Annotated in this window: 29 protein-coding genes; 23 read left to right on the forward strand and 6 right to left on the reverse strand. The window is 70.8% G+C overall.

Going from position 1 to position 23557, the window contains the following annotated elements:
- The first annotated feature begins 73 nt into the window (after positions 1 to 73).
- On the forward strand, positions 74 to 2356 hold the full coding sequence (locus tag ACFYZQ_RS09700; protein WP_389143883.1) for a (Fe-S)-binding protein: 2283 nt from the start codon (positions 74 to 76) through the stop codon (positions 2354 to 2356).
- An 87-nt stretch (positions 2357 to 2443) separates the two neighbouring features.
- On the opposite strand, the gene ACFYZQ_RS09705 is transcribed toward ACFYZQ_RS09700, so the two are convergent.
- A complete protein-coding gene (locus tag ACFYZQ_RS09705; RefSeq protein WP_389143886.1) occupies positions 2444 to 3259 on the reverse strand; it encodes a L,D-transpeptidase in 816 nt (271 codons plus the stop codon).
- Positions 3249 to 3761: a SigE family RNA polymerase sigma factor gene (locus ACFYZQ_RS09710; RefSeq protein ID WP_389143889.1), complete on the reverse strand. Its 513-nt coding sequence runs from the start codon at positions 3759 to 3761 to the stop codon at positions 3249 to 3251. The genes ACFYZQ_RS09705 and ACFYZQ_RS09710 overlap by 11 nt, the downstream gene beginning before the upstream one ends.
- Positions 3762 to 3958: 197 nt before the next feature.
- Between ACFYZQ_RS09710 and ACFYZQ_RS09715 the strand changes: the two genes are divergently transcribed.
- From ACFYZQ_RS09715 to ACFYZQ_RS09735, 5 genes are all read left to right on the forward strand, one after another.
- Positions 3959 to 4408, forward strand: a complete 450-nt coding sequence (locus tag ACFYZQ_RS09715) for a sigma factor-like helix-turn-helix DNA-binding protein (RefSeq protein ID WP_389143892.1) — start codon at positions 3959 to 3961, stop codon at positions 4406 to 4408.
- On the forward strand, positions 4405 to 5088 hold the full coding sequence (locus ACFYZQ_RS09720; protein WP_389143895.1) for a hypothetical protein: 684 nt from the start codon (positions 4405 to 4407) through the stop codon (positions 5086 to 5088). The genes ACFYZQ_RS09715 and ACFYZQ_RS09720 overlap by 4 nt, the downstream gene beginning before the upstream one ends.
- A 5-nt stretch (positions 5089 to 5093) precedes the next feature.
- On the forward strand, positions 5094 to 6815 hold the full coding sequence (locus tag ACFYZQ_RS09725; protein ID WP_389144727.1) for a transglycosylase domain-containing protein: 1722 nt from the start codon (positions 5094 to 5096) through the stop codon (positions 6813 to 6815).
- 165 nt (positions 6816 to 6980) lie between these two features.
- Positions 6981 to 7280 carry an antibiotic biosynthesis monooxygenase gene (locus ACFYZQ_RS09730; RefSeq protein ID WP_389143898.1) on the forward strand — a complete coding sequence of 100 codons (300 nt, stop codon included), beginning with the start codon at positions 6981 to 6983 and terminating at the stop codon, positions 7278 to 7280.
- Positions 7281 to 7439: 159 nt separating this feature from the next.
- Positions 7440 to 8930, forward strand: coding sequence for an alpha/beta hydrolase (locus ACFYZQ_RS09735; protein ID WP_389143901.1), 1491 nt, complete (start codon positions 7440 to 7442; stop codon positions 8928 to 8930).
- Positions 8931 to 9002: 72 nt separating this feature from the next.
- Here the strand turns inward: ACFYZQ_RS09735 and ACFYZQ_RS09740 are convergent, their stop codons facing one another.
- The 3 genes from ACFYZQ_RS09740 to ACFYZQ_RS09750 form a co-directional block, all read right to left on the reverse strand.
- Positions 9003 to 9329: an antibiotic biosynthesis monooxygenase family protein gene (locus ACFYZQ_RS09740; RefSeq protein ID WP_389143904.1), complete on the reverse strand. Its 327-nt coding sequence runs from the start codon at positions 9327 to 9329 to the stop codon at positions 9003 to 9005.
- 191 nt (positions 9330 to 9520) lie between these two features.
- Positions 9521 to 10045 (reverse strand): hypothetical protein, encoded by a 525-nt coding sequence (locus ACFYZQ_RS09745; RefSeq protein WP_389143907.1) that lies wholly within the window; start codon positions 10043 to 10045, stop codon positions 9521 to 9523.
- Between the two features lie 48 nt (positions 10046 to 10093).
- Positions 10094 to 10450 carry a helix-turn-helix domain-containing protein gene (locus ACFYZQ_RS09750; protein ID WP_389144730.1) on the reverse strand — a complete coding sequence of 119 codons (357 nt, stop codon included), beginning with the start codon at positions 10448 to 10450 and terminating at the stop codon, positions 10094 to 10096.
- Positions 10451 to 10824: 374 nt separating this feature from the next.
- Between ACFYZQ_RS09750 and ACFYZQ_RS09755 the strand changes: the two genes are divergently transcribed.
- The 7 genes from ACFYZQ_RS09755 to ACFYZQ_RS09785 all read left to right on the forward strand — a co-directional run bounded on the left by ACFYZQ_RS09755 (position 10825) and on the right by ACFYZQ_RS09785 (position 13742).
- Positions 10825 to 11046 carry a WhiB family transcriptional regulator gene (locus ACFYZQ_RS09755; RefSeq protein WP_389143910.1) on the forward strand — a complete coding sequence of 74 codons (222 nt, stop codon included), beginning with the start codon at positions 10825 to 10827 and terminating at the stop codon, positions 11044 to 11046.
- On the forward strand, positions 11043 to 11552 hold the full coding sequence (locus tag ACFYZQ_RS09760; RefSeq protein WP_389143913.1) for a hypothetical protein: 510 nt from the start codon (positions 11043 to 11045) through the stop codon (positions 11550 to 11552). Before ACFYZQ_RS09755 ends, ACFYZQ_RS09760 begins: the two co-directional genes overlap by 4 nt.
- Entirely contained in the window at positions 11549 to 11746 is a 198-nt protein-coding gene (locus ACFYZQ_RS09765; RefSeq protein WP_389143916.1) for a helix-turn-helix domain-containing protein, read from the forward strand. The genes ACFYZQ_RS09760 and ACFYZQ_RS09765 overlap by 4 nt, the downstream gene beginning before the upstream one ends.
- A gap of 226 nt (positions 11747 to 11972) precedes the next feature.
- Positions 11973 to 12374 carry a hypothetical protein gene (locus ACFYZQ_RS09770; protein ID WP_132856854.1) on the forward strand — a complete coding sequence of 134 codons (402 nt, stop codon included), beginning with the start codon at positions 11973 to 11975 and terminating at the stop codon, positions 12372 to 12374.
- A gap of 30 nt (positions 12375 to 12404) precedes the next feature.
- Positions 12405 to 12998 carry a phage tail protein gene (locus ACFYZQ_RS09775; RefSeq protein ID WP_389143919.1) on the forward strand — a complete coding sequence of 198 codons (594 nt, stop codon included), beginning with the start codon at positions 12405 to 12407 and terminating at the stop codon, positions 12996 to 12998.
- A 79-nt stretch (positions 12999 to 13077) separates the two neighbouring features.
- Positions 13078 to 13368 carry a hypothetical protein gene (locus ACFYZQ_RS09780; protein ID WP_389143922.1) on the forward strand — a complete coding sequence of 97 codons (291 nt, stop codon included), beginning with the start codon at positions 13078 to 13080 and terminating at the stop codon, positions 13366 to 13368.
- Between the two features lie 47 nt (positions 13369 to 13415).
- Complete coding sequence (locus tag ACFYZQ_RS09785; protein ID WP_389144733.1) at positions 13416 to 13742, forward strand: hypothetical protein; 327 nt, start codon at positions 13416 to 13418, stop codon at positions 13740 to 13742.
- A gap of 502 nt (positions 13743 to 14244) precedes the next feature.
- Here ACFYZQ_RS09785 and ACFYZQ_RS09790 read toward each other — a convergent pair.
- Entirely contained in the window at positions 14245 to 14397 is a 153-nt protein-coding gene (locus ACFYZQ_RS09790; protein ID WP_389143925.1) for a hypothetical protein, read from the reverse strand.
- Between the two features lie 305 nt (positions 14398 to 14702).
- On the opposite strand from ACFYZQ_RS09790, the gene ACFYZQ_RS09795 reads away from it, so the two are divergent.
- The 10 genes from ACFYZQ_RS09795 to ACFYZQ_RS09840 all read left to right on the forward strand — a co-directional run bounded on the left by ACFYZQ_RS09795 (position 14703) and on the right by ACFYZQ_RS09840 (position 23516).
- Positions 14703 to 15413, forward strand: a complete 711-nt coding sequence (locus ACFYZQ_RS09795) for a hypothetical protein (RefSeq protein WP_389143928.1) — start codon at positions 14703 to 14705, stop codon at positions 15411 to 15413.
- Positions 15414 to 15445: 32 nt separating this feature from the next.
- The gene (locus ACFYZQ_RS09800) at positions 15446 to 16381 is read left to right on the forward strand and encodes a hypothetical protein (protein WP_389143931.1); all 936 of its coding nucleotides are present in this window, start codon (positions 15446 to 15448) and stop codon (positions 16379 to 16381) included.
- An 11-nt stretch (positions 16382 to 16392) separates the two neighbouring features.
- Positions 16393 to 17238 (forward strand): hypothetical protein, encoded by an 846-nt coding sequence (locus ACFYZQ_RS09805; protein WP_389143933.1) that lies wholly within the window; start codon positions 16393 to 16395, stop codon positions 17236 to 17238.
- On the forward strand, positions 17225 to 19609 hold the full coding sequence (locus ACFYZQ_RS09810) for a hypothetical protein (protein WP_389143936.1): 2385 nt from the start codon (positions 17225 to 17227) through the stop codon (positions 19607 to 19609). Before ACFYZQ_RS09805 ends, ACFYZQ_RS09810 begins: the two co-directional genes overlap by 14 nt.
- A complete protein-coding gene (locus ACFYZQ_RS09815) occupies positions 19606 to 19773 on the forward strand; it encodes a hypothetical protein (RefSeq protein ID WP_389143939.1) in 168 nt (55 codons plus the stop codon). The genes ACFYZQ_RS09810 and ACFYZQ_RS09815 overlap by 4 nt, the downstream gene beginning before the upstream one ends.
- Before the next feature lie 34 nt (positions 19774 to 19807).
- Positions 19808 to 20449: a hypothetical protein gene (locus ACFYZQ_RS09820; RefSeq protein ID WP_389143942.1), complete on the forward strand. Its 642-nt coding sequence runs from the start codon at positions 19808 to 19810 to the stop codon at positions 20447 to 20449.
- 7 nt (positions 20450 to 20456) lie between these two features.
- The gene (locus tag ACFYZQ_RS09825) at positions 20457 to 21311 is read left to right on the forward strand and encodes a peptidoglycan-binding protein (protein WP_389143945.1); all 855 of its coding nucleotides are present in this window, start codon (positions 20457 to 20459) and stop codon (positions 21309 to 21311) included.
- A gap of 13 nt (positions 21312 to 21324) precedes the next feature.
- Complete coding sequence (locus ACFYZQ_RS09830) at positions 21325 to 21549, forward strand: hypothetical protein (RefSeq protein ID WP_389143948.1); 225 nt, start codon at positions 21325 to 21327, stop codon at positions 21547 to 21549.
- On the forward strand, positions 21546 to 21800 hold the full coding sequence (locus ACFYZQ_RS09835; RefSeq protein ID WP_389143951.1) for a hypothetical protein: 255 nt from the start codon (positions 21546 to 21548) through the stop codon (positions 21798 to 21800). The genes ACFYZQ_RS09830 and ACFYZQ_RS09835 overlap by 4 nt, the downstream gene beginning before the upstream one ends.
- 234 nt (positions 21801 to 22034) lie before the next feature.
- Complete coding sequence (locus tag ACFYZQ_RS09840) at positions 22035 to 23516, forward strand: FG-GAP and VCBS repeat-containing protein (RefSeq protein ID WP_389143954.1); 1482 nt, start codon at positions 22035 to 22037, stop codon at positions 23514 to 23516.
- The last annotated feature ends 41 nt before the right edge of the window (positions 23517 to 23557 follow it).

Here is a 23557-nt window from a genome sequence, read left to right on the forward strand (position 1 = left end):
GTCTCAGACGGACTGCATAAGTTACCGCTTAGTAATGTCGCTCGGTTAATTCGAGGCCGCCTCAGGAGCCCCAATGCAACTCGCCGCGATCATCGTGTCGCTGGTCCTGATCGTGGTCGGCGTGGCACTGTTCGGCCGCGCCCTCCTGCAGATCTACAACTTCATGCGGCTGGGCCAGCCCGTGCCGGCCGGTACGCGGACCAACGATCCCACACAGCGCACCCTCACCGTGGCCAGGGAGTTCGTCGGCCACACCCGGATGAACCGGTGGGGCGTCATCGGTGTGGCGCACTGGTTCGTGGCGGTGGGCTTCTTCACCCTGCTGCTGACGATCGTCAACGCGTTCGGCCAGCTGTTCAAGGCCGAGTGGCTCCTGCCGGTCCTCGGTGACTGGGCGCCGTACAACATGTACGTCGAGTTCATCGGCACGATGACGGTGCTCGGCATCCTCGCGCTGATCGTCATCCGCCAGCTGAGCCACCCGCGCAAGCCGGGCCGCAAGTCCCGCTTCGCCGGCTCCAACTTCGGCCAGGCGTACTTCGTCGAGACCGTCATCCTGGTCGTCGGCGTCTGCATCTTCATGCTGCACGCCCTGGAGGGCGCCCAGCACCACGTGGACGGCTACGAGGCCTCGTTCTTCATCTCGTACCCGGTGGTGCACTGGCTGGAGGGCATGGACGTCTCCACGCTCCAGAACCTCACCTACTTCTTCGCCGGCCTGAAGATCGCGACCTCCTTCATCTGGATGATCGTGGTCGGCCTGAAGACCGACATGGGTGTGGCCTGGCACCGCTTCCTCGCGTTCCCGAACATCTGGTTCAAGCGCAACGCGACCGGTGAGACCTCGCTGGGCGCCCTGCTCCCGATGACGTCCGGCGGCAAGCCGATCAACTTCGAGGACCCGGGCGACGACGACGTGTTCGGCGTCTCGCAGGTCGAGCAGTTCTCCTGGAAGGGCCTGCTGGACTTCTCCACCTGCACCGAGTGCGGCCGCTGCCAGTCGCAGTGCCCCGCCTGGAACACCGGCAAGCCGCTCTCCCCCAAGCTGCTGATCATGTCGCTGCGGGACCACGCCCACGCCAAGGCGCCGTACCTGCTCGCGGGTGGCGGCAAGACCATGGAGGGCGAGGAGAAGGCGTCCGAGGAGGCGCTGAAGGACGTCCCCGCCGCCGCTCTCGCGGAGGCCGAGCGCCCGCTGGTCGGCACCGCCGAGGAGAACGGCGTCATCGACCCGGACGTCCTGTGGTCCTGCACCACCTGCGGCGCCTGCGTCGAGCAGTGCCCCGTCGACATCGAGCACGTCGACCACATCGTCGACATGCGCCGCTACCAGGTGATGATCGAGAGCGCGTTCCCGTCCGAGGCGGGCACGATGCTCAAGAACCTGGAGAAGAAGGGCAACCCCTGGGGCCTGGCCAAGAAGCAGCGCCTGGAGTGGCTCAAGGAGGTCGACTTCGAGGTCCCGGTCGTCGGCAAGGACATCGAGGACCTCAGCGAGGTCGAGTACCTGTACTGGGTCGGCTGCGCCGGCGCCCTCGAGGACCGCGCCAAGAAGACCACGAAGGCCTTCGCCGAACTCCTCCACATCGCGGGCGTCAAGTTCGCGATCATGGGCGGCGACGAGAAGTGCACCGGTGACTCCGCCCGCCGCCTCGGCAACGAGCCCCTCTTCCAGGAGCTCGGCATGGAGAACGTGATGGCCCTGAACACGGCGTTCGGCGAGGAGCTGGACGACGAGGGCAAGGTCACGGCCGAGTCGAAGAAGCCCAAGTCGGCGAAGAAGATCGTCGCCACCTGCCCGCACTGCCTCAACACCCTCGGCAACGAGTACCCGCAGCTCGGCGGCGACTACGAGGTCATCCACCACACCCAGCTCCTCCAGCACCTGGTGGACGAGGGCAAGTTGGTCCCGGTGATCCCGGTCGAGGGCATCATCACCTACCACGACCCGTGCTACCTGGGCCGCCACAACAAGATCTACACGCCCCCGCGCGAGATCATCGGCAAGGTCCCGGGCCTGCGCAACGAGGAGATGCACCGCCACAAGGAGCGCGGCTTCTGCTGCGGCGCCGGCGGCGCCCGGATGTGGATGGAGGAGCGGATCGGCAAGCGCATCAACAACGAGCGCGTCGACGAGGCCCTCTCCCTCAACCCGGACATCGTCTCCACGGCCTGCCCGTTCTGCCTGGTCATGCTGACCGACTCGGTCAACGGCAAGAAGAACGACGGGAAGGCGAAGGAGTCCATCCAGGTCGTGGACGTCGCCCAGCTCCTCCTCGACTCCGTCAAGACCCCGGTCGACCCGGCGGGCGAGGCGGAGACGGAGAGCGAGCCGGAGCCGGAGCCGGTGAAGTAGGAGCCGGTGAAGTAGGCGAAGCGCCCCGACCCGACCGGTACGACCGATGCCCCCTCGCCCTCTCCGGGCGAGGGGGCATCGTCGTGCTCACCAGGCGGAGACGGTGGAGCTCGGTGTCACGACGGGCCCGGAGTCGGGAAAGGTCGGTGTCACGACGGGCCCGGGGTCGGAAAGGGTCGGTGGCCCGCCCGGGGCGGAGTCGGAAGAGGTCGGTGTCCCGCCCGGGGCCGGCTCGGCCGCTGTCGCGCCCACGACGTCGACCACCGCCCCGGTCCGCAGCCGTCCGTACAGCCACTTCGCGTCGGACAGCCGCAGGCCGATCCAGCCCGAGGTGGTGTCGTAGCTGCCCGGGGCCTTCTTGTCGTACGGAATGGCGGCGAGGAAGGTGGTCGCGCCGTCCTGCCCCCGCAGGCCGATCACCCACGGCAGCTTGTAGCTGCCCGCGGCCCCCCCGACGACCACTCCACCGCCCATCTCCTTCACGTCGGTCATCGAGGTGACGGTCATCCGCCCGGTCGGCGTCGGTGTCTTCGCGAGGCCGGAGGTGATCGGCACCTTGCGCCCGCCGGCCACGAGGTACCGCGCCGAGAGGTTCACCGTGACGTCGGCCGCCGCCCGCTGGGTCGGCGAGCTGATCGCCGTACGGGTCTGCCGCGGGGCAGGCGGCGCGCTGGTCGGGCCGGCGGCCGGCGTGGACGTCCGCCCACCGTCCGGACCGCCCAGGTTCAGCACCAGCGTGGACGCCACCGCGACCGCGGCGACCGTCCCGGCGACGGCGGCGGCAGTACGCCGGCGACGGCGGCGCGACTGGGCCAGGCGACGGATGTCCGAGCCCGAGGCGGTCGGCAACCTCTGTCCCGACTCGGCCAGTTGACGCAGCCCGGTGGTGAGGTCATCGGACACGGTCGTCCTCCCTCTCCCCGTCACCGCTGCCCAGTTCCCGCGCCAGCGCCGCCCGGCCGCGGGACAGCCGGGCCTTGACCGTCCCCACGGGGGCCCCGGTCTCGGAGGCTACCTGCTCCACACTCAGGTCGCACAGATGGTGCAGGACCACCGCCATCCGCTGCGCCTCGGGCAGTCGCCGCAACGCGGCAACCAGATCGGCGAGATGGGCCTGCCCGGACTCGGGCCCCGGCGTGTACTCCGGCGGCGGGGTACGGCGCACCAGCTCCAGCCACCGCTTCGCCCGCCGCCAGCGGCTCACCGCGAGCCGCATCGCCACGGTCCGCACCCAGGCCTCGGGCGCCCCGTCCGCCAGGAACTCCCGGCGCCGGTTCCAGGCCCGTACGAACGCGTCCTGCACGACGTCCTGCGCCTCGCCGTGGTCCCCGGTGAAGGCGTAGAGCTGGCCGGTCAGCCGGGGGAACGCGGCGGTGTAGAAAGCGTCGAACTCTTCCTCCGTCATGCCCCCGCTTCTTCCTCCGTCATGCCCCCGCCACGAGGTTCCCGATGTCCCGTGCAACCCGGCGGTCACCGCCGTGCGTACAGGTCCCGTACGTCGCACATCGAAACACACCGCAGGAGGAAATCGATGACCCGCAGAGACAACTCCCCTCGCGCCGCTGTCTTTTGGGCCGTCCGCCCACCGGTCGTGCCACTGACGTGACCTCCCGACCCCCCTCCCCGCGCGAGGACTTCGCGGCCTACGCCGACCGTGCCTGGCCCCGCCTGTACCGCACCGCCCACCTGCTGACCGGCGATCCGTGGGCGGCCCGGGAACTGGCGCGCACGACGCTGGCCGACACCTACGCCCGCCGTCGGCGGATGCCGCGCGACGACGCCGACTTCTACGTCCGGCGGACACTGGTCCGCCGGTATCTGCGCCATGCCCGTCGCCTCGCACGCGGTGCCGGCGAACGGCCGCTCCTGTTCCATGCGCTCGGACGCCTGGGCCGCCGGCAGCGGGTGGTGCTGGTGCTGCGCCACGGCGAGCACCTGGCCGAGGCGGAGATCGCCGAGGTGCTGGGCTGTTCGGTCGGCGCCGTCAGGTCGTACGCGCGGCGGGGCCTTTCGGCTCTGGGCCCGCTGCCGGTGTCGGGAGTCGGCCGATGAACCGTACCCAGGCGCGCGAGGCGCGCGAGGCACGCGAACGCGAGGTGCGCGAGGCGTTCGCCGAGGCGGCGCGCGAAGCCGACCCGCCGCCCCTGCCGCTGGCCGAGATCGAGCACGAGGGCCGCGCCCGCCGCCGCAGACGCCTCGCCACGGCGCTGCTCACCGTCTGCCTGCTGGTGCTCGCCCCACTCGGCTACATCGCCTCCCACACCCTGGTCACGACCTCGTCGTCCGGCTCGACGTCACCGTCGGACACCGCACCGGCCGGGAGCGTGCGCGTGGTCGCACCGGGCGAACGCGTGCGTCCCATGTCCGGCGTGGAGTTGTGGCTGTCGAAGGACGGGGAGCACTGGTCGACGGCATCGGGACCGGGCTGGTTCCAGCCGGTCGGCGGGCGTGCGGCGCACGGTCCCGCCCTCACCCTGCACCTGGAGGGGAGCGGCAACCGCGCCGTCCTGTCCGGCATCTACCGGGGCGACGTGCCGACCGGGCGGGTGGAGGTGACCACGCCGTCCGGCACGACACACGGCACGCTGCTCACGCTGGCGGGCGCCCGGGGCTGGAGCGCGTGGTACGCGACCCTCCCAACCGAACGGGTGAAGCGGGAGTTCGAGAAGTTGCGGGTGACGGTGTACGACGCGCGGGGCGTGGCGCTGGCGAGGAGCGGATGGAACGCGTGACCGACATGACGGACGTACCGGAACTGGCCGGGACCACGGGCCCCAGGACCACGGCCTCCGAGGACCCGGATCCGACCACAGCCCAGGAACCCGGTGCGGGTCCGAATCCGGATCCGGACCCGGACCTGGACCCGCCGAAGCCCGCACGCCGACGGCGGCGGCTGCCCCGGCGCGTCCGCAGCCGACGGCGCCGGGGCCGTTGGATCCGGCGGGCCCTGATCGCCCTGCTCACCCTCGTCCTGGCGCTGTGCGGTGCGGTCGTCGTCGCCTACCGCCTGACCGCCATCCCCGATCCGCATCCGGAGACGGTGGTCCAGAGCACCGTGTTCGTCGACGCGAGCGGCGAGTACCTGGGCCGGCGAGGCCCCGTGGACCGGCAGGACGTGAAGCTCTCCCAGGTTCCCCGGCAAGTGCAGGACGCGGTGATCGCCGCCGAGAACCGCTCGTTCCGCACGGACTCGGGTGTCTCACCGACCGCCGTCGTGCGGGCGGCGGTGTCCACGCTGAGCGGCGGTGAGCGGCAGGGCGGTTCGACGATCACGCAGCAGTACGTGAAGAACGCGCTGCTCAGCCCCGAGCAGTCGCTCACCCGGAAGGCCCGCGAGGCACTGATCGCCGTCAAGCTGGACCGCACCCGCTCCAAGGAGTCGATCCTCGAGGGTTACCTCAACACCGTGTACTTCGGCCGGGGCGCGGCCGGCATCCAGTCGGCGGCCCGCAACTACTTCGGCGTGGACGCGAAGGACCTGACGCTGTCGCAGGGCGCGGCCCTGGCGGCCATCATCAACCTGCCGTCGTACTACGAGCGGGCCGGCGCGGACGCCAAGGTGACGGCGACCCTGCACAAGCGGTGGGAGTGGGTCCTCGGCGGGATGCTCGGCGCGGGCACGATCACCGCGAAGGACCGTGCGCAGGCGGCCTTCCCGGCCTTCCGCTTCTACCCGCCGGGCGCCACGGACGGCCAGCGGCAGTACCTCATCGACGTGGCGGCGGCCGAAGCGGCGAAGCGACTGGGCATCTCCCAGGACGAGTTGGCCCGGGGCGGGTACACGGTGCGTACGACGTTCGACGTGGGGGCGCAGGACGCGACGGCGGACCGGGTGGGCGACGCGCCGCCGGCCGCCAAGGGGACACGTCTGCACACCGCCGTGGTGGCGATGGTCCCCGGGGACGGCGCGGTCCGGGTGCTGTACGGGGGTGCGGAGTACGCGAAGCAGCCGTTCAACGACGCGGTGTCCGGTGCGGTGGAGGCGGGCACGGCACTGACGGCGCTCAAGAAGTCGGGCCTCGACGCCCCGGCGGCATCCCTCATCCGTACGGCCACGCCGTCCCCGCTGCGGCTGGCGTCGGCGTACGCGGCGGTCGCGGCGGGGGCCACGTACGCGAAGCCGTACACGGTCGCGAAGATCACCCGTGCCGGCCACACCCTCTACACGGCCCGCCCCGACACCCGCCGGCTCCTGCCCGCGGGGGTGGCCGAACCCGTGGCGAAGGCCCCGGCCGGAACCTTCCTGCGCTCCTTCACCGGCGGCGCGGGCAGCGGCCCCGGCACCCGCACGGTCTGGCACACGGAGTCCGACGACCACCTCTCCGTCACGGTCGCCCTGTTCGCCGAACACCCGGCGAAGGGCAAACACCCGGCGACCCCCGCACGGCTCTCGGGCAGCCCGGAGGAGTTCGCGCAGGCGGTCGCGGGGACGGCCAGGACGGGCCGGGCGGGCGGCTGAGGGGTCGGGAGGGCGGGCCGGAGTGGACTGTGAGAGGGGCGAGTTGATCGTCAGAAGCCGCCCCGACCGGTCAGTCCGGCATGTACAGTTCCGGTCTGGTCCGTGCCGGCATGCAGGACACGCCCGCCGGATCTCGCAGGCATGTGGCAACGGGGAGGCAATGTCATGTTCGCGGTGATCTACCGGTGGCGGTTGCACGAAGGCAAGGAGCAGCAGTTCGCGGCTGGCTGGCACCGCGTGACACAGGCGATGCACAAGCACTGCGGCAGCTACGGATCACGCCTGCATCAGGCCGATGACGGTACCTGGGTGGCGTACGCACGGTGGCCGGATGCCGCTACTCGCGAGGGGTGCCCGGACGTCGACCCCGAAGGGGAAGCCATGATGAGTGAGGCCATCGCTGAGCACCTCCCGACAGTGCGCTGTCATGTGGTGGACGACCTTCTCGCAGAACCCCATGACTAGGGCCTGTCCGCAGGACGTCGCCCAACGGGCCAACGTTATGACCGGTACCAACTGGCCGCGGACCCCGCGAATTGGGGGAACCCGGTGGGGGAAACCACAGGGTGCAGAGGCCTGTTGGCCGGATGTCGGTGAAGGACGGGACGGACGAAGCTCGTCCGTATGACGAAGATCAAGCGAACCGCAGCCCTGTTCGCCGCCTCCGCCGCCGTCCTGAGCCTCGCCTCACCCCTCGCTACCGCGTCCGCGTCGACGGCCGACGACGCCAGGCCACCGCGTCTCCACTGGACGCAGTGCGAGGGAAGAGGCCTCGACCCGCGGCAGCGGTGCGCGACCATCGAGGTGCCGATGGACTACGCCGACCCGCACGGCGAGCAGATCACCCTCGCGTTCTCCCGCATCCCCGCCGAGAACCCGAAGACGCGCCGCGGAGCCCTGTTCATCATCCCCGGCGGGCCCGGCGGCGGCAGCCTCGACCAGCCCTCGAGCAAGGGGCAGAAGCTGCCGCAGGCGGTACGGAACGCCTACGACCTGATCGGGTTCGATCCCCGGGGGTACGGCCGCTCGACCCCGGTGAGCTGCGGCATGGACCGGGGTGACCTCGCCCGGACCAAGCTCCTTCCCTGGCCCGCCCCCGACGGCTCCATCAAGGCGAACATGGCCACCGCGCGCCGGATGTCGGAGGCCTGCGCACGCAACGGCGGCCGGTTGACACGGCACATCAGCAGCGCCGACGAGGCCCGCGACCTGGACCGCATCCGGGCGGCGCTCGGCGAGCGGAAGATCTCCGCCTGGGGTGTGTCGTACGGGACGTACATCGGCGCCGTCTACAACGAACTGTTCCCGGACCGCACCGACCGCCTCGTGCTGGACAGCAACGACAGCCCCGACGCGCGGGTGGAGCGGGCCTGGTTCGCCGCGTACGAGCTGGGCGCCGAGGACAACTTCGCCGAGTTCGCCGAGTGGGCGTCCCGGCCGGGCAACCCCGAGCGGGTGGCCGGGGCCCCGGCCGAGGTGCGCCGCCTCTTCCTCCGCCTCGCCGCACGCCTCGACCGTGACCCCCTCCCGTGGCCCGGTGCCAACCCGGAGGAGCTCAACGGCAACGTGCTCCGGCAGACGATGCTGGACAGCCTCTACGACCCCGACGACTATCCCGCCCTGGCCAAGCTGATCCTGGCCGCCCGGAAGGGCACCGTGCCGCCAGCGCCGCAGGCACCGCCCGAGCCGGTCGTGCAGAACGTCACCGCGGTCATTGCCGCCACCGTCTGCAACGACGTCGCCTGGCCCAGGTCCGCGGCCGCGTACGAGAAGGATGTCGCCGAGAGCCGCGCCAAGTTCCCGCTGACCGCGGGGATGCCGAGGAACGCGGCGATGTGCGCCGCCTGGCCGTACCCGCCGAAGGAGCCCGCGGTGCGGATCACCGACCGCGGCCCCTCCACCGTCCTCATGGTCCAGAACCGGCACGACGTGGCCACCCCCCTCAGCGGAGCCCTCGAACTCCGCCGGGCCCTCGGCCGGCGCGCCGTCATGGTGACCGTGGACTCCACCGGCCACGAGGCCTACCTCGCCAACGGCAACGCCTGCGGCGACCGGACGGTCTCCCGCTTCCTGGCGACGGGCGAGCGGCCGGGGCGGGACATCGTCTGCGACTAGGCGAGACCGCTCATCCCGACGCCCCCATGGCTCTCAGGACATGGGGGCGTCCCCGTTTCCCGTCGCTGCGGCCTACGCGCCCTTCGGGCCCGCGTGCTGCACCACCTCGAAGGACCAGAGGGTGGAGCCGGAGGCCGCCGGCTTGGGCCGCTCCCCGCCTTCCCCGCCGCCCTGGTGCGCGGACTTCATCGGGCCCTCCATCCACGCCTGGAAGGACTCCTCGTCCCGCCAGCGCGTGTACACGAGGTACTGGTCGGTGCCCTCGACGGGGCGCAGCAGCTCGAACCACTCGAAGCCGTCGGAGCTCTCCACGGCGTGCGCCCGCGAGGCGAACCGCTTCTCCAGGGTCTCCCGCTGCTCCGCCGGCACGGTCAGTACGTTGATCTTGACTACGCTCATGGGCCCATCCTGCCGCACGGCTGATCAGGAGGGCGTGAGCGACCGGGACCTGTCCGCGCGGCGAGGTCTGCGGCGGTCGCCCTCTCGCCGGTGCCGGTGGCGAGCAGGCGTTGCCCGGCACCGGCGTCATTTCCCCGGAGGTGACGAACGGCACGACCTTGGAGCACCAGTGCGACAAACGCCCACGCTCTTCACCCGTCCCCGTCGGGCCGCCGCACCGTATCGGCTCCCTCACCGCGCTCCCGGGCCCGCTCGTGCCGTCCGCGGCCGGGTTCGTCGTACCGGTGTCGCGACTCCGCCCGGGCGCGCTCGTCGCCGTGTCCGGTGGCCGGGCCGGTTCGGTCGCAGAAGTCGAGCAGCCGGCTCATGGCGGACAGCGGGTCCGGGTCGGCCGGGTGCTCCGCCGGGGTGGTGGGGTCACGCGGACCGGGCGGTCCGGACTGGGCGGCGGCCACCTGGCCGGGCGGCTCGGGCTCGCCGGACGGGCGGACCGCTCGCGCGTGCTCCTCCCAGCCCGTGCGGTACCACTGGAGGTTGGCCCGCTGCACCTCCTCGTCAGTGAGGATGCGGACCCCTTCCGGTCCCGCCTCCCGGACCTTCTCGCCCAGTGCGATCAGCAGGCCGCCCAGCAGCCCGGTAACCCGGTCCGCCTCGGCGGACGGCGCCTCGCCGCCAGTACCACCCGTGTCATCTTCCCGGCTTCCCCCGTCACCCATGTGCGCACTCCTTGCACTCCGGTACGCCCCCGTCCCGCGTCTCTTTCCCTAAGGTCCCTCCGTCAGAAACTGCCGGGCGACCTTCACGAACAGAGCGCGCAGTTCCTCCGGTACGCCCATGCGCCGCGCCGCTTCCTCCGGGCTCAGCCGCCGGCCCGCGCCCGGGTCCGTGCCGGGGCCGGGTTCGAGCGGCAGGTCGTCCTCGGACAGCCGCCCAGAGCGGATCAGCATGTCCCGCAGCGGCACACCGAGCACCACGGCCAGACGCCGCATGGTTTCGAGGTCCGGCATGCTCTGCCGTTGCAGCAGCCGGGTCACCGCGGCCCGGTGGACGCCGGAGTCGTCGGCCAGTCGCGACTTGCCACCGCCGCGCGGGCCGTCGATCACATAGCCTCGGTTCCGCATCAGGCCCTCGACCCAGGCGGCGAACTCCTCCAGCGCGTCGGTGCGTTCCGTTCGCTCTGTCCGTTCCGTGCTCGCGGCACGTTGGCTGGGCCCCATGTTCCCGCTCTCCCCTCGTGTCGGGAGCAGCGTACCGATCGCGCACGCACCGCAAGTGTGCGCGCACGCGCGTAAGGGAACGCACTCTTACCCACCTCGCTACGGACGACTTCTCAACGGTCTTCGAACTAATGTTCGCATGCGGAGTCGTCGATCGCATCCGACTCACACCACCCCACCGCCTCTCAAGTCGCTTGCGCTCGCGCTCGCACGATGTCACGCTGACTGTCGCCCGCATATATCGAACACATATTCAAATGCCTAGGGAGGAGTTCCCCTTGACCAGTGAAATCGACTGGCGCAGGGCCGCAGCCTGCATCAACCTTCCACAACGCTACGTGTTCACCCGTAAGCGTGCCGAGGCCAAGCATACGTTGCGTGCGTGCAACCAATGCCCGATCCGACGTCAGTGCGAGGCCGTCGTGGACCCTTCGCACACGTGGTTCGACGGCGTCAGCGGCGGCCGACTGTGGCGCAACGGACGCGAGGTCGCCGTATGAGCCCCGCCGTCTGGATCTCCTCCCTGCTGCGCCAGTACCCCGAACTCGTCGCCGAGCTGGCGCCCGCCGCCCACGGGGGGCTGCGGGAACGGCGCGGCGGCGGGCCCGTCGGAGGCACCGTCCTGCCCGTACGGCTGCACGTCTCCGACGCCCTGCGCGACATCACCGACGGCGTCGTCGAACTGGAGGAGGCCGTACGCGAACGGCTCGGCCTGCGCCCCGTACCCTCCGCCCCCGTACCGGTGCGGCTGCGCCGGATCGCCGGGCTGCTGGAGCGGACCGCCGCCGACCCGGTGCTGGCCGCGCACGTCGAGGACGAGACCCGGCGCATGGCCGCGCGCTGCGCCCGCGCGCTCGGCGACCCGGAGCAGATGGTCCGCCTGCCCGGCCGTTGCCCGGCCTGCGACTCGGTGTCGCTGCGGGCGTTCCCGGAGCGGGCCGAGGTGCGGTGCGTGAACCCGCCCTGCGGGCACGGGGTCGATCCGGCAGACGAGGAGGCCTCATGAACTCGGCGAACTCGCCCATGATCACGTCCGAGCTGGCCGCCACCGAGGCCGGCGTCACTCCCGCCACCATCCGCAAGTGGGTGCAGCGCGGACATCTGCGGCCCGCCGGCACGCAGGGCCGCCGGCAGCTGTACCGACTGGAGGACGTGTTCGCCGCCGAGCGCGCGACGAACCGCTTACGCGGCAACCGCTGATCCGCACCCGCACCACCGGGGCCCCTCGCTCACCGCGACGGGCCCCTTCGGGCTTTCCGCCCCCCCAACTCCCCTCGAAACAAGCTCAGTTGCGAGAAACCCGGGTCGGCGTCACACTCGAAGCAGCGGCAGAGCTGCGCCCAGATCCCGGGCGGCGGGCCTGCCGCTTTCTGCTGCCCGGAAACCGGGCCCCTTCTTCGCCTCCTCTCCCGAAGGGAGCGTCCATGTGGCGATCCTGAACTTCCCCGACGTGGAGCGGCTCGTCGTCGACTTCCTGAAGAACCGGACCGAGCTGGCCGGGACCACGGTCGACAACCGCCCGCCCGCCGGGTTCGACGGCACCCAGCAGGTCGTCCTCGTCTCCCGCGCCGGCGGCGCCTGGATCGACGACCTCAACCTCGACCGGCCGCTGGTCGACCTCGAGGTGTACGGCCCGGACAAGACCACCGCACTCGTCACCGCCAACGCGGCCCGCGCCTGCGCCCTGGAACTGCAAGGCACCCGGTACGGCACCGCGCTGGTCACCGACGTCGACGAGGCGGACGGGCCCCGCTGGCTGCCGGACTACAACCGCCCGGCCGGCAACCGCTACCTGGCCACCCTGCGGCTGTCGATCCGCCCGGCGTAGGCCACTTCATCACTCTCCTGAGGAGCACACATGGCAGGCTTCAAGAACACCGAGATCCGCATCGCCGGCGCCGGCAACGTCTGGTGGGCCCCGGCCGGTACCACCGCCAAGGACACCACCGCGCTGGCCGCCCCGTGGGTCAACCTCGGCTTCACCTCCTCCGACGGTGTCAAGTTCAACAAGAAGGACAAGAACGACCCGGTCGACACCTGGCAGTCGATGGCACCGGCGCGCTTCATGCTCTCCGACCGGGACCTGACCCTGAAGTTCCAGCTGTTGCAGACCAACAAGGACACGTTCCCGTTCTACCTGGGGCTGCCGTCAACCTCGATCGTCTCGGCCGGTTCCCAGGCCGAGACCACCGCGCAGAAGATCGACATCGGCGGCACGCCGGGCGGCCAGGACCAGCGGGCCCTCGCCATCGACTTCGCGGACAACAACGGCACCAAGGACCTGCGTTACCGGCTGGTGGTCCCGTACGGCGCCGTCTCCGAGGTGGAGGAGCTGTCGCTGTCCCGCACCGGTGCGGTCAAGCTCGGCGTCACGTTCACCGCGCTGTCCGGCGACGACCCGACCAAGCCGATGGCGACCTGGCTGGTCAACGACCCGGCCGCGCTGGCCTGATCCCTCTCCCTCCCCCATCGGGCCCGGCGTGCGCGCGCACGCCGGGCCCGGCACCGACTCACCGGAACCGGAGCCTCGTATGACCACCTTCGACGTCAACGCCGCCCGCGCCCAGCGCCTGGAGGCCCTCGGCCGCGACTGGACCTTCGCACTGGACGGCGACACCTTCGCCCTGCCGACCGAGCTGACCCGCAGCACCGCGCGCAAACTGCGCGACCTCGACGACAACGACGTGGACGGACTGCTCCGACTCCTCCTCGGCGAGCAGCAGTTCGCGCGCTTCGAGCAGCACGATGTCACCATGCAGGACATCGCCGCGATCCTGGAGGCCTACGGCAAGGAGACGGGGCTGGGCCTGGGGGAAGACTGAGCCTCGGCGAGCTCGTCGAAGAGCACGCCGAGGCCCTGGAGGCTGACCTGCTCCGCCACTACGGCGTCGACCTCCTGGACTGGCACCGCGGCCGGCTCTCCTCGCGCCGGCTCGCGGTGCTGGTCCGGCATCTGCCGCGGGACAGCGCGCTGCTGCGGGAAGTGCAGGGGGAGGCCGCGGAGTGGTCCGTGACCGATCACCTGCTCGCCGCCGTGGTAGATCAACTCGCCCAGGCCAACTGGATGTTCGCCACCGTCAACCGGGACGAGGACACGGAGCCCCTGGATCCTCCGGAGCCACTGCCGCGCCCTGGTTCGGCTCAGGAGGCGGACACCCTGCCGAGTCCGCAGGAGATGGCCCGGTTCTTCGCCTGACCTGCGACGGTTTGCCCCTGATCGACTCCATACGGTCGTCCGCGAGTGACGTCGTAGGCGTCAGAACAATGCCTTGATCATGCCAACTATCGCAAGAATCGTCGCGCCCGCGAAGAAGACGTACATCGCGGCGCGATATCCCCGACCGGCTCCGCACGGTCCTCCACCAGGACCGCATGGGTCGGCTGGTCCGGATCGTAGAGAACCTGCGCCACCTCCCCCACCTCGAACATCGGGGCACCAGGGCGTATTGAGGACCGCACCCTGATCCGTCTTCCGTCGTCGAGTTTGAAGTAGCAGAAGGACTCTGCTACTTCGCCCGTCCAGCTGACCCATTCGCGAACCGCCTCGCCCAGCACGCCGTGCTCATTGAGCCAGAAGACGCACCGGACCCTGCTCCAGGCCCGCAAAGCCCCCAGAGGCAAACCGCAAATGATGCCCAGATCCCCTCCACATCCGTCCCCGTCCGACACGCACCGCTCTTCGGCCCCTCACGGAGGGATCAGAACACCTGGAACAGCACCACGGTGGGCAGTTCCAGGATCGCCTGGGTGACGAGGCAGACGACCAGCACACCGATCTCGATGGCCCGGGCGTCGAGTTCACCCGTGATGCGGCCCCGCGCCGGCTTCTTCGGGTCGTAGGTCACCGACACGCTTTCTCCAGGAGCAGCGAACATCCAGCCGTAACCGCGGGTTTCTCTTGAGTAGGAGCCGTGCCCTGGGACCTCGTAGAGGTAACTGGTGAATACGGATTCCTCCGACCGCCGAATGCTCGTGCAATGGCCGTCGATGACCACTCCACGGCGTCGTAGCACCAGTTTCGAATAAAGATGTGCGCCGCTCCACACGGCAAAGACGAGCGGCAGGTGCAACAGACAGACGGTCAGCCAGACGCCCCAATGCATACCTCTCCCCCTTCAGCGCCGCGCACGGGGATCATCCAGGAAAGGCAGTCGATATGTCCAGTGCAAGTGACGTTCCGTACGGCCTCACCCGCTGGCTGCAGGAAAAATTCGATGCCAGCGACAAGAACACACACGAGTTGAAATCGGCCATAACCGGCATTTCTCGCGGCGTGACCGTGCTGAAAGGGGACCTGGAGGGTGCCAAAGCCGCCGCGACCGCTGTCGCCGTCGGGCTCACCCTCATCAAGGCGGACATCACAGCGTTCAAGATCGACGAAAAGGGAATCCACTTTTTCGGGAACCAGCTCAAGTCATGGCCCTGGGTCGACTGGAGCAAGCGATGGGAGCGTCGCTTCAACGAGCAGTCCCAAAGGGTCTCGAATCAACTCACCCGTCTGCAGGACGACGTTCGGGATCTCGACCGGCTGAAGTCGGAGCGCGACACGACCCAGCGCCGACGCACGAACGGTTCCCCGAACGATCCTGGCAATGCCTGGCTTCTGGAACGTGAACGGCAACTGAACCGAGAGATCCGTGATCTCGAACGCGGAATTCGCGAGAAGCAACGCTCGATCAAAGCTTCCGTCCGGGAGATCGAGCAGAGCAAGGCCAAGAAGAAGTTCGAGGAGCTCGCTGCGGCGGCAAAGACAGCCGAGCGGAACAAGACGGCAGTGGACCGCAACTACAGGGCACTGGCCCAAATTCTCGACCAGGCCGACAGCGAGGTGGGGTCCCTGGCCCGAAGTCTCTCCACCTCGGCCTGAAAGAGCCGACCGAGAACCGACAGGAGAAACACATGAGTCTGAAACGATCCGTGGACCAGGTGGCCGCGAGTCTCAACCGGTTCAGGACGTCGGTGAGCCAGGGCTCGAACGCCGTGCGGACGATGCGCTCCGCTGTCAACCAGACGGACGACGGCGTACGCCGGTCCAAGGGCTCCACCGACAAGTTCAAGACCTCCCTCGACCACCTCAAGACCTCCTCCGGCGGCGCCAGGAACGCCCTCCGCGACGTCAAGCGCCAGTCCGACGCCGTCGAGAAGTCCGTCGGCAACGCCGGCAAGAGGGCGACGGCGAGCGGGACCTCCATGAAGGGGTTCGGGTCGGGGCTGAAGGGGGCGACGCTCGCGCAGAAGGGGCTCAACACCGCCATGAAGGCCAACGCCTTCGGGCTGGTCATGGCCCTGCTCGCCCCGCTCATCTCGCAGTTCGTCAACATGGACAAGGTCTCCGCCGCCCTCGCCAAGGGCGTGAAGTGGGCCTGGAATGCCATCTACAGCGCGATCAAGAACCACGCGGAGCCCATCAAGTCGGTGCTGAAGGGCATCATCAACGCCTTCACCGCCCTGCCCCGCGCCTACATCGGCGGTCTCAACGCCATGATCGGCGCCCTGAACCGCATCCACGTCAAGATCCCCGACTGGGTGCCCCACTTCGGCGGCCGGGAGTTCGGCATCCACCTGCCGATGCTCCCCAACATCCCCACCCTCGCCCAGGGCGGTGTCGTGCCCGCCCGCCGCGGCGGCACCCTCGCGCTGCTCGCCGAGGCCGGCGAACCCGAGGCCGTGATCCCGCTGTCGAAGCTGGAACGGGTGCTCGGCTCGGGCGGCGGGATGCACCGGCTCGCCGCCGCCGTCGAGAAGCTCGCCGAGCGGCCCGTGCACGTCGAGGTGGACTCGCAAGTCATCGCCCGCGCCGTCCTCGTCGGACAGCGCCAGCTCGCCCGGAGGTGAGAGGAGCAACCATGGCCAGGAACCTGTGGATCGGACGGCCCGGATTCATGCGGGAGATCGCCCAGGCCGCGAAGAGCTGGGACCGCACCGCCGATCTGAACGTCACCGAGTTCAAGTCCCTCGAGGGGAACATCACCACTGTCTCGACGGCACGCACCGTGCGCCGGATCAAACTGTCCTGGGACGCCCTGCCCCCGGACGACGCCCAGCACCTCATCCGCCTGGCCCGCCGGGTCAACGAGCCCGGCTTCCAGGCCGGTCCGCAGCCGCCGTACGGGCCGATCGCGCTGCTCGACCCGGCGTCCGTGAACCTGCTCGACCCGTACCAGGCGACCGCCCAGAGCAGCCGGCCCAGCGGAACCGACCACTGGTTCACCGTGCAGGGCAGCGTTGTCATCAGCCCGTCCGTCTCGGACACCGTCCTCGCCGAATTCCAGGACGCGACCAGCCGCCTGGGCTGGCGGCACGGCGTGTGGACCGGGTGGCCGGTGATGCCCGGCATGCAGGTGTCGTGGCTGCTGCCGCCCGACTGGAATCCGGCGACCGCCACCGCCCAGCTGGACTGGAAGGCCGTGGACGGGTCGTACCTCGCCTCCGCCTCGGCGAACGACACCGGCGTCACCGGGACCGCCCCGGCCGACGCCGCCTTCGTCACCCCGCTCGGCGGACCGGGCGCCACCGGCCTCTTCGGGCTCGCCGGCGCCTGCCTCACCATCGGCGAGCCGACGACCGCGTTCTCGCTCGGCGACGGCTGCCCGGCGATGAGCGTCACCGCCTGCACCGACGTGCCCGCCGCCCCGCTGCCCTACCGGAACGTCAGCCTCGACCTGGTGGAGGTGCGCGGTGCTCAGCTCTGACCCGGCACTGGACGACGCACTCGCCGCCCCGGACCGCACCCCGGCGCACACCACCCGGTGCGGCGGCCGGGAGCTCGGCCCCCAGGTGCAGTCGTGGAAGGCCGAACGCGCCTACAGCACCGACCTGCCCGAGGCGATGCGGGCCTTCTCCGGCAGCGCCTCCGCCCAGCTTGAGATGCAGCTCGGTGGCGCGAGCGGGGTGCCCGCGCCCCAGCTGTACTCGGCGTGGGCCGGGCGGTACACGGGCGACGCCGTACGCCCCGGCCAGTCCGTCGTACATGAGACCGGCCTGCTCGGCGCCACCCTGCCCGCCTTCCGCGGCACGGTCCGCTCCCGCAGCGCGGTCTCCGGCACCGACACCGTCACGGTCCAGGCCCTGGACGGCGCCGAGCGGCTGCGCGGACCGGCCCTGCTGCCCCGGCCGTACCACGGCCTGCTGTACGCCCGGCCGGTGGCGAGCGCCACCTGGTGCGTCGACGAGCTGCTGCGCCAGGGCGGCATCCACACCTGCCCGCCGCCCCGCGCAGCCGCGGCGAGCACCGACGTCACCGCGCCCTTCACCGCGCTGTACGCCTCCCTGCACGGCGGGTTCAACGCCACCCACGGCCAGCCGGAGACGCTGCCCGACCCGGCGTCGTACTCCTGGATCCGGGACGGCGCGCCGCACGAGATGGCCCTGATGCCGGCCGCACCGGGGCTGGCGGTGTCCTGGATGCCACGGTCCCGGTTCGTCGTGGCCGGCAAGGTGTTCATGGCCGAGCTGCATGTGAACACGGCCCGTGCCGTGGGCAGCACGCTGGAGCTGAAGCTGGTCTTCGACCGCAGCGCGGGCGCCTACGGCAACTACATCCTGAACCTGGACTTCGCGGCAGGCACCGTGAAGATCACCTCCGCGACGGTCGGCGGCAGCGGCCAGGTCATCACCTGGACCGTGCCGAAGCTGGCGTCCCTCAAGGGCGCCTGGCACCTGGGCTTCACCGTGGACACCCGGGCCGGCACCACGTCCGCCGCCACACCGGCGACCGTGTACCCGCGACTGACCGCACCAGACGGCGAGTACGTCATCCCCTCCGCCGGGTACGGCACGTTCCTCGACACCTCCTCCATGCAGCCGCCGTCCGAGCTGTACCGCGTCGATTTGAAGACCGACGTGGCCGTGGAGTGCCTCCAGGTCACCGACCAGGCCTGGCCCGACCTCGACTCCTACACCGCCGACGAGTGGGAGCAGCGGGGCCGCTGGACCAAGGCCGCCGAACTGGACGACGTCACGGTCCCCCTGTTCGACGTGCCGAAGGTCTCCGGCTCCCAGTGGGAGGCCATCACCGAGATCGCCCGGGCCACGATGTCCACAGCCGAGTTCGACGAGCAGGGCGTCTTCCACTGGCGCGGCCCGGGGCGGTTCCAGAAGGTGCCCGCACAGCCGGACGTGACCGTCACGGCCCTGCGGGACATCGCCGCGCTCACCGTCTCCGAGGAGATCGACGCCTGCCGCAACCACTGCGAACAGCCCTACCTGGACTACACCGCGGTACGCATCACCTACGGTGACACGAGCACCGACACCGCCGTACGGGAGATCAAACCGGGTGCGGCGGTGGAGGTGGCGTACGCCATGGCCCAGGACGAACTGGACATCGGCCCCCTGAAGATCGAGGATGACGCCTCGACGATGACCGGGCACAAGGTTCGCTTCGGCAGCGCGGCCACGGGCGGCACCTCGGTCAAGGGAAGCGTCACGGTCAGCTCGCGGCGCGACGGGCCGAACTACGTCGTCCGCTTCGTCAACCAGGGGCCCGCGAGTGTGTGGACGGTCACCAAGGACGGCAAGCCGTCCGTGCAGATTCTGCCGCAGAGACGGACGGCGGATCCCACGCAGCGAACTTACGCCTTGAGCAACGCCGACAGCCAGTACTACTACGGCAGGCAGGTGTACCAGGCGCCCGCGACCGACTGGGTGCAGCAACGCCAGGTGGCCTCCGACCTCTCCCAAGCCATGCTCGACGCCGGCCGCTACCCGGTCCCCGTGCTGGGCGAGGTGGACGTCCTGCACGACCCGCGCATCCAACTCGGCGACGTCGTACGGGTGGTGGACACCACCGGTGCCGCACTGGACACTCTCGCCTGGGTCGTCGGCATCCGCACCACCTGCCAGGCGGGCTCGGTACCCCAGCAGACGTTGACCCTGCGCGGCACGTCCTACAACGGCGTCCCCCTGGACACCGGCCTCACGCCCGACCCGCCGGTGGACCCGAAGTACGGCACCCGGCGCAGTTACGCCCTGGTCGCCGCTCAGTTCCCGACCCTCGACGACCTCACGCAGAGCAGGCTCAGCTACCGCGAGCTGCTCCAGCCGCCGGGTGGTGCCGCATGAGCGACCAGCTCCCGGCAGATGTCTCCGCACAGGACGACCCCGCCGGGGACGACCACGCTCAGGACGGCAACGTCGCCACACCCGTGCCCGTGGACAGCGCCGCCGCACGCTCGGGCGACAACGGCAGCCCGTTCGACACGCTCCCGCCCGCCTTCGGCAGCTGACCACCCGCCCGCACCCCACAAGGAGGAAGCCGTCATGGCCCTGCTCACCCCGCTCGGCAGTCTCCCCTACCCGCAGCCGGCCGACGCCGCGAACGTCCCGCAGCACATCCAGTCCCTCGCCGAGGCAGTCGACGGCCGCACCGTGCTGCGGTTCGCCGACGCCGCCACGCGTGACACGAAGGTGACGTCCCCGGTGGCCGGCATGCTCGTCTGGCTCAGCACGCCCAAGCAGTTCTGGTACCACACGGGCACCACCTGGGCGCGTCTGGCCCCCGGCCCGGTCCACAAGGCCAACACCACCACCGGCACGACCACCTCCACGTCGTATGTGGAGACCCTCACGGGCTCCACCGGCGACCCGACCGCGGTCACGTTCACCGCCCCGGCCTCCGGTGCCGTCCTGGTCACGGTGGGCGCCCGGATCAACAGCAGTGCGGCGACGGCCTGTTACGTCTCCGCGGTCGTCCGCCTGGGCACGACCGTCACCTCCGCCGCCGCGGACGCCCGGGCGGCGGTCTCCTACGGCACCAACCTGTGCTCCGCCAGCACCCAGTTCCAGGTGACCGGCCTGACGGTGAACAGCTCGTACACCGCCACCCTCGCCTACAAGTCCGCCGCCACCAGCTCCACCGCGACCTTCACCAACCGTTTCGTGACCGTCACCCCCGTCACCTGAGGACGCCATGGCCACTCCCCTCACTCCGGACGCCTTCGTGCGCGCCCTGCGCGCCGAGGGCGTCGTCGTCCGCGAGCACGGTGACTGGCGGACGCACAACCGCAACCACAAGGGCCCCTGGGGCCCCGTCAACGGCGTGATGCTCCACCACACCGCCGGCTCCGACAGCCTCCGCCTGTGCCTCGACGGCACCCCGGCCCTTCCCGGCCCGCTCTGCATCGGCCTGGTCACCAAGGACGGCACCGTGCACCTGGTGGGCTACGGCCGTACCAACCACGCGGGTTCCGGCTCCACGGCCGTGCTGTCCGCCGTGGTCGCCGAGAAGACCCCGCCGCCCGCACCGGGCCCGGACGCCGTGGACGGCAACGCCCACTTCTACGGCTTCGAGATCGAGAACCTCGGCACCGGCCGCGACCCGTACCCGACGCCCCAACTCGACGCCGTGGAACGCCTGTCGGCCGCCCTGTGCCGCGCCCACGGCTGGCACGCGGCCAGCGTGATAGGCCACAAGGAATGGACGCGCCGCAAGATCGACCCGTCCTTCTCGATGCCGGGCATGCGCACCAGGATCGACGCCCGCCTCGGCCTGCGGCCGGTCCCCGGCCCGACGTCGTACGAACCCTTCCCCGGCGCCGCCTACTTCGTCACCGGCCGCCGCAGCTCCCTGATCACGGCAGTCGGCCGGCGCCTCGTGGCCGAGGGCTGCGGCCGGTACACCGTCGGCCCCGGCCCGGTGTGGGGCGAGGCGGACGTCCGTTCGTACGCCGCCTGGCAGCGCAGGCTCGGTTACAGCGGCCCGGCCGCCGACGGCATCCCCGGGCGCACCAGCTGGGACCTGCTGCGCGTGCCGCGCGGCAGCTGAGGAGGCCCGCCCGATGAGTGACACCGCGCGCCTGAGTGATGCCACGCGCCGCACCCTGCGGACGACCCTGCAGACCCTGGTCGCCCTCCTCCCGCTGCTCGCCGGGGAGCCCTCGGCCAGGAACGCACCCGCCGTCGCGGGTGTGGTGGCGGTCGCCGCCGCGCTCACCCGCGTCATGGCCCTGCCGGAGGTGGAACGCCTCCTGCCCTCCTGGCTGCGCAAGGAGGGCTCACCGTGACGACCCGCGAAGCGGAAGGAGTCGCCCTGGAACTGGAGCGCCTGCGCCGCTCGGTGGACGTCGGCTTCGCCACCACCCGGGGAGACCTGGCCCTTCTCCTCCAGCGCGCCGACCAGACCGACAAGACGCTCGGCGAGCACGAGGACCGCCTCGACGCCCTGGAACGCGGCCGCTGGCCGCTGCCGTCCCTGGCGGCGGTGACCTCCTGCACCGCACTCGCGGTGACCTTGTGGGAGGCGGCCCGCAGGTGACGGGCCGGACGGCGGGCGGATTGCTGTGGGGAGCGGGCGCTCCCCACAGCAACCTCGGTAGAACCAGCCCCAGAAATTAACCGAACTCACGTACAACCCTTACCCCCCGCCACAGGTCTCCTGATCGCCGACCGCTCCCGTGCGCAGCACGCATCGCCGCACCGCGGAACGGTCGCACCCCATCGACTGCGGATGCCCCGCCAGGCATCCCCCGCATGCAGCAGGAGACCCCGCATGCACAGACCCCTGCGACTCGCCCTCGCGACGGCCACCGCGGCCGCGCTGACGGGCGGTCTGCTCACCTTCGCGGCCACGACCGCCTCGGCCGCGGACTCCACCACGGTCGCCAAGGCCGACTTCAACGGCGACGGCATCGGCGACGTGGTGACCTCCGCCGCCACCGCCTACGTCAGCGGCCACAAGGGCGCCGGCCAGGTCGTCGCGCTGTACGGCTCCGCCTCCGGCGTGACCGCCGCCAAGCGCACCACTCTCAGCCAGAACACCGCCGGCGTCCCCGGCACCGCCGAGGCCGGCGACGGCTTCGGCGCGGAGCTGGCGTACGCCGACTTCAACGGCGACGGCTACGACGACCTCGCCGTCGGCTCCCCCTACGAGAAGGTAGGGACCGACACCGACGGCGGCGCCCTCGCCATCCTCTGGGGTTCCGCGAGCGGCCTCACCGGCAAGAGCATCGACGTGCCCGACCCGGCCACCGGCTCCCACGACTACTGGGGCAAGGACCTCGCCGCGGGCGACTTCGACGGCGACGGCAAGGCCGACTTGGCCGTCGGCAGCTCCTCCAGCACGCTCTACGTCTACAAGGGCGGCTTCAGCACCTCCGGCACACCGGGCGGCCGTACGACCGTCAAGCCGCCCATCGAGAACGGCAGCAACGACTCGCCCTACGGTCCGATGAGCCTGACCGCCGGTGACGTCAACGGCGACGGCCGCACCGACCTGATCGTCGACGGGTACGAGACCAGGACCTCGTCCCACTGGAACACCAACTACTGGCTGCCCGGCACCGCGAACGGCCTGAGCGTGTCCGGCGCCAAGGCCCTCAAGTCCGGCATCATCACGGCCGTCGGCGACATCAACGGCGACGGCTTCGGCGACATCGTCAGCGGCGCCTCCTGGGACACGAAGGCCAGCGACGGCACCACCATCCCGGACAGTGCCAAGGGCGGCCGGGTCGCCATCACCTACGGCACCGCGAACGGCCCGGGCACCGTCAAGTCCGTCAACCAGGACACCGGCAACGTGCCCGGCACCGCGGAGACCGGCGACGGCTTCGGCTGGGACCTCGACCTCGGTGACGTCAACGGCGACCACTACCAGGACCTGGTCGTCAGCTCCCCGAACGAGGACATCGACGGCGTCGGCAACACCGGCCAGGTCACCGTCCTGTACGGCTCCGCCACCGGCATCAACACCGCCACCGGCGCCCAGGCCTTCTCCCAGAACACCGCGGGCGTCCCCGACGGCGACGAGAAGAACGACCTCTTCGGCGCCGACGTCAAGCTCGACGACGTCACCGGCGACGGCAAGGCCGACCTGGTCGTGGGCTCGTACGAGAACGGCGGCGACGGCGCGCTGACCTACCTGCCGTCCAACGGCACGAAGATCACCGCGACCGGCTCCCGTGCCGTCTCGGCGAGCGCCGCGGGCGTCTCGACGACGGGCAGCCCGCAGTTCGGCGCCCTCTTCGCCGACTGAGCCGCCGTACCCCGGTTCTCCCCCCTCGGGAACGGGTCCGC

The sequence above is a fragment of the Streptomyces sp. NPDC001843 genome, from assembly GCF_042891955.1.
Lineage (GTDB): Bacteria > Actinomycetota > Actinomycetes > Streptomycetales > Streptomycetaceae > Streptomyces.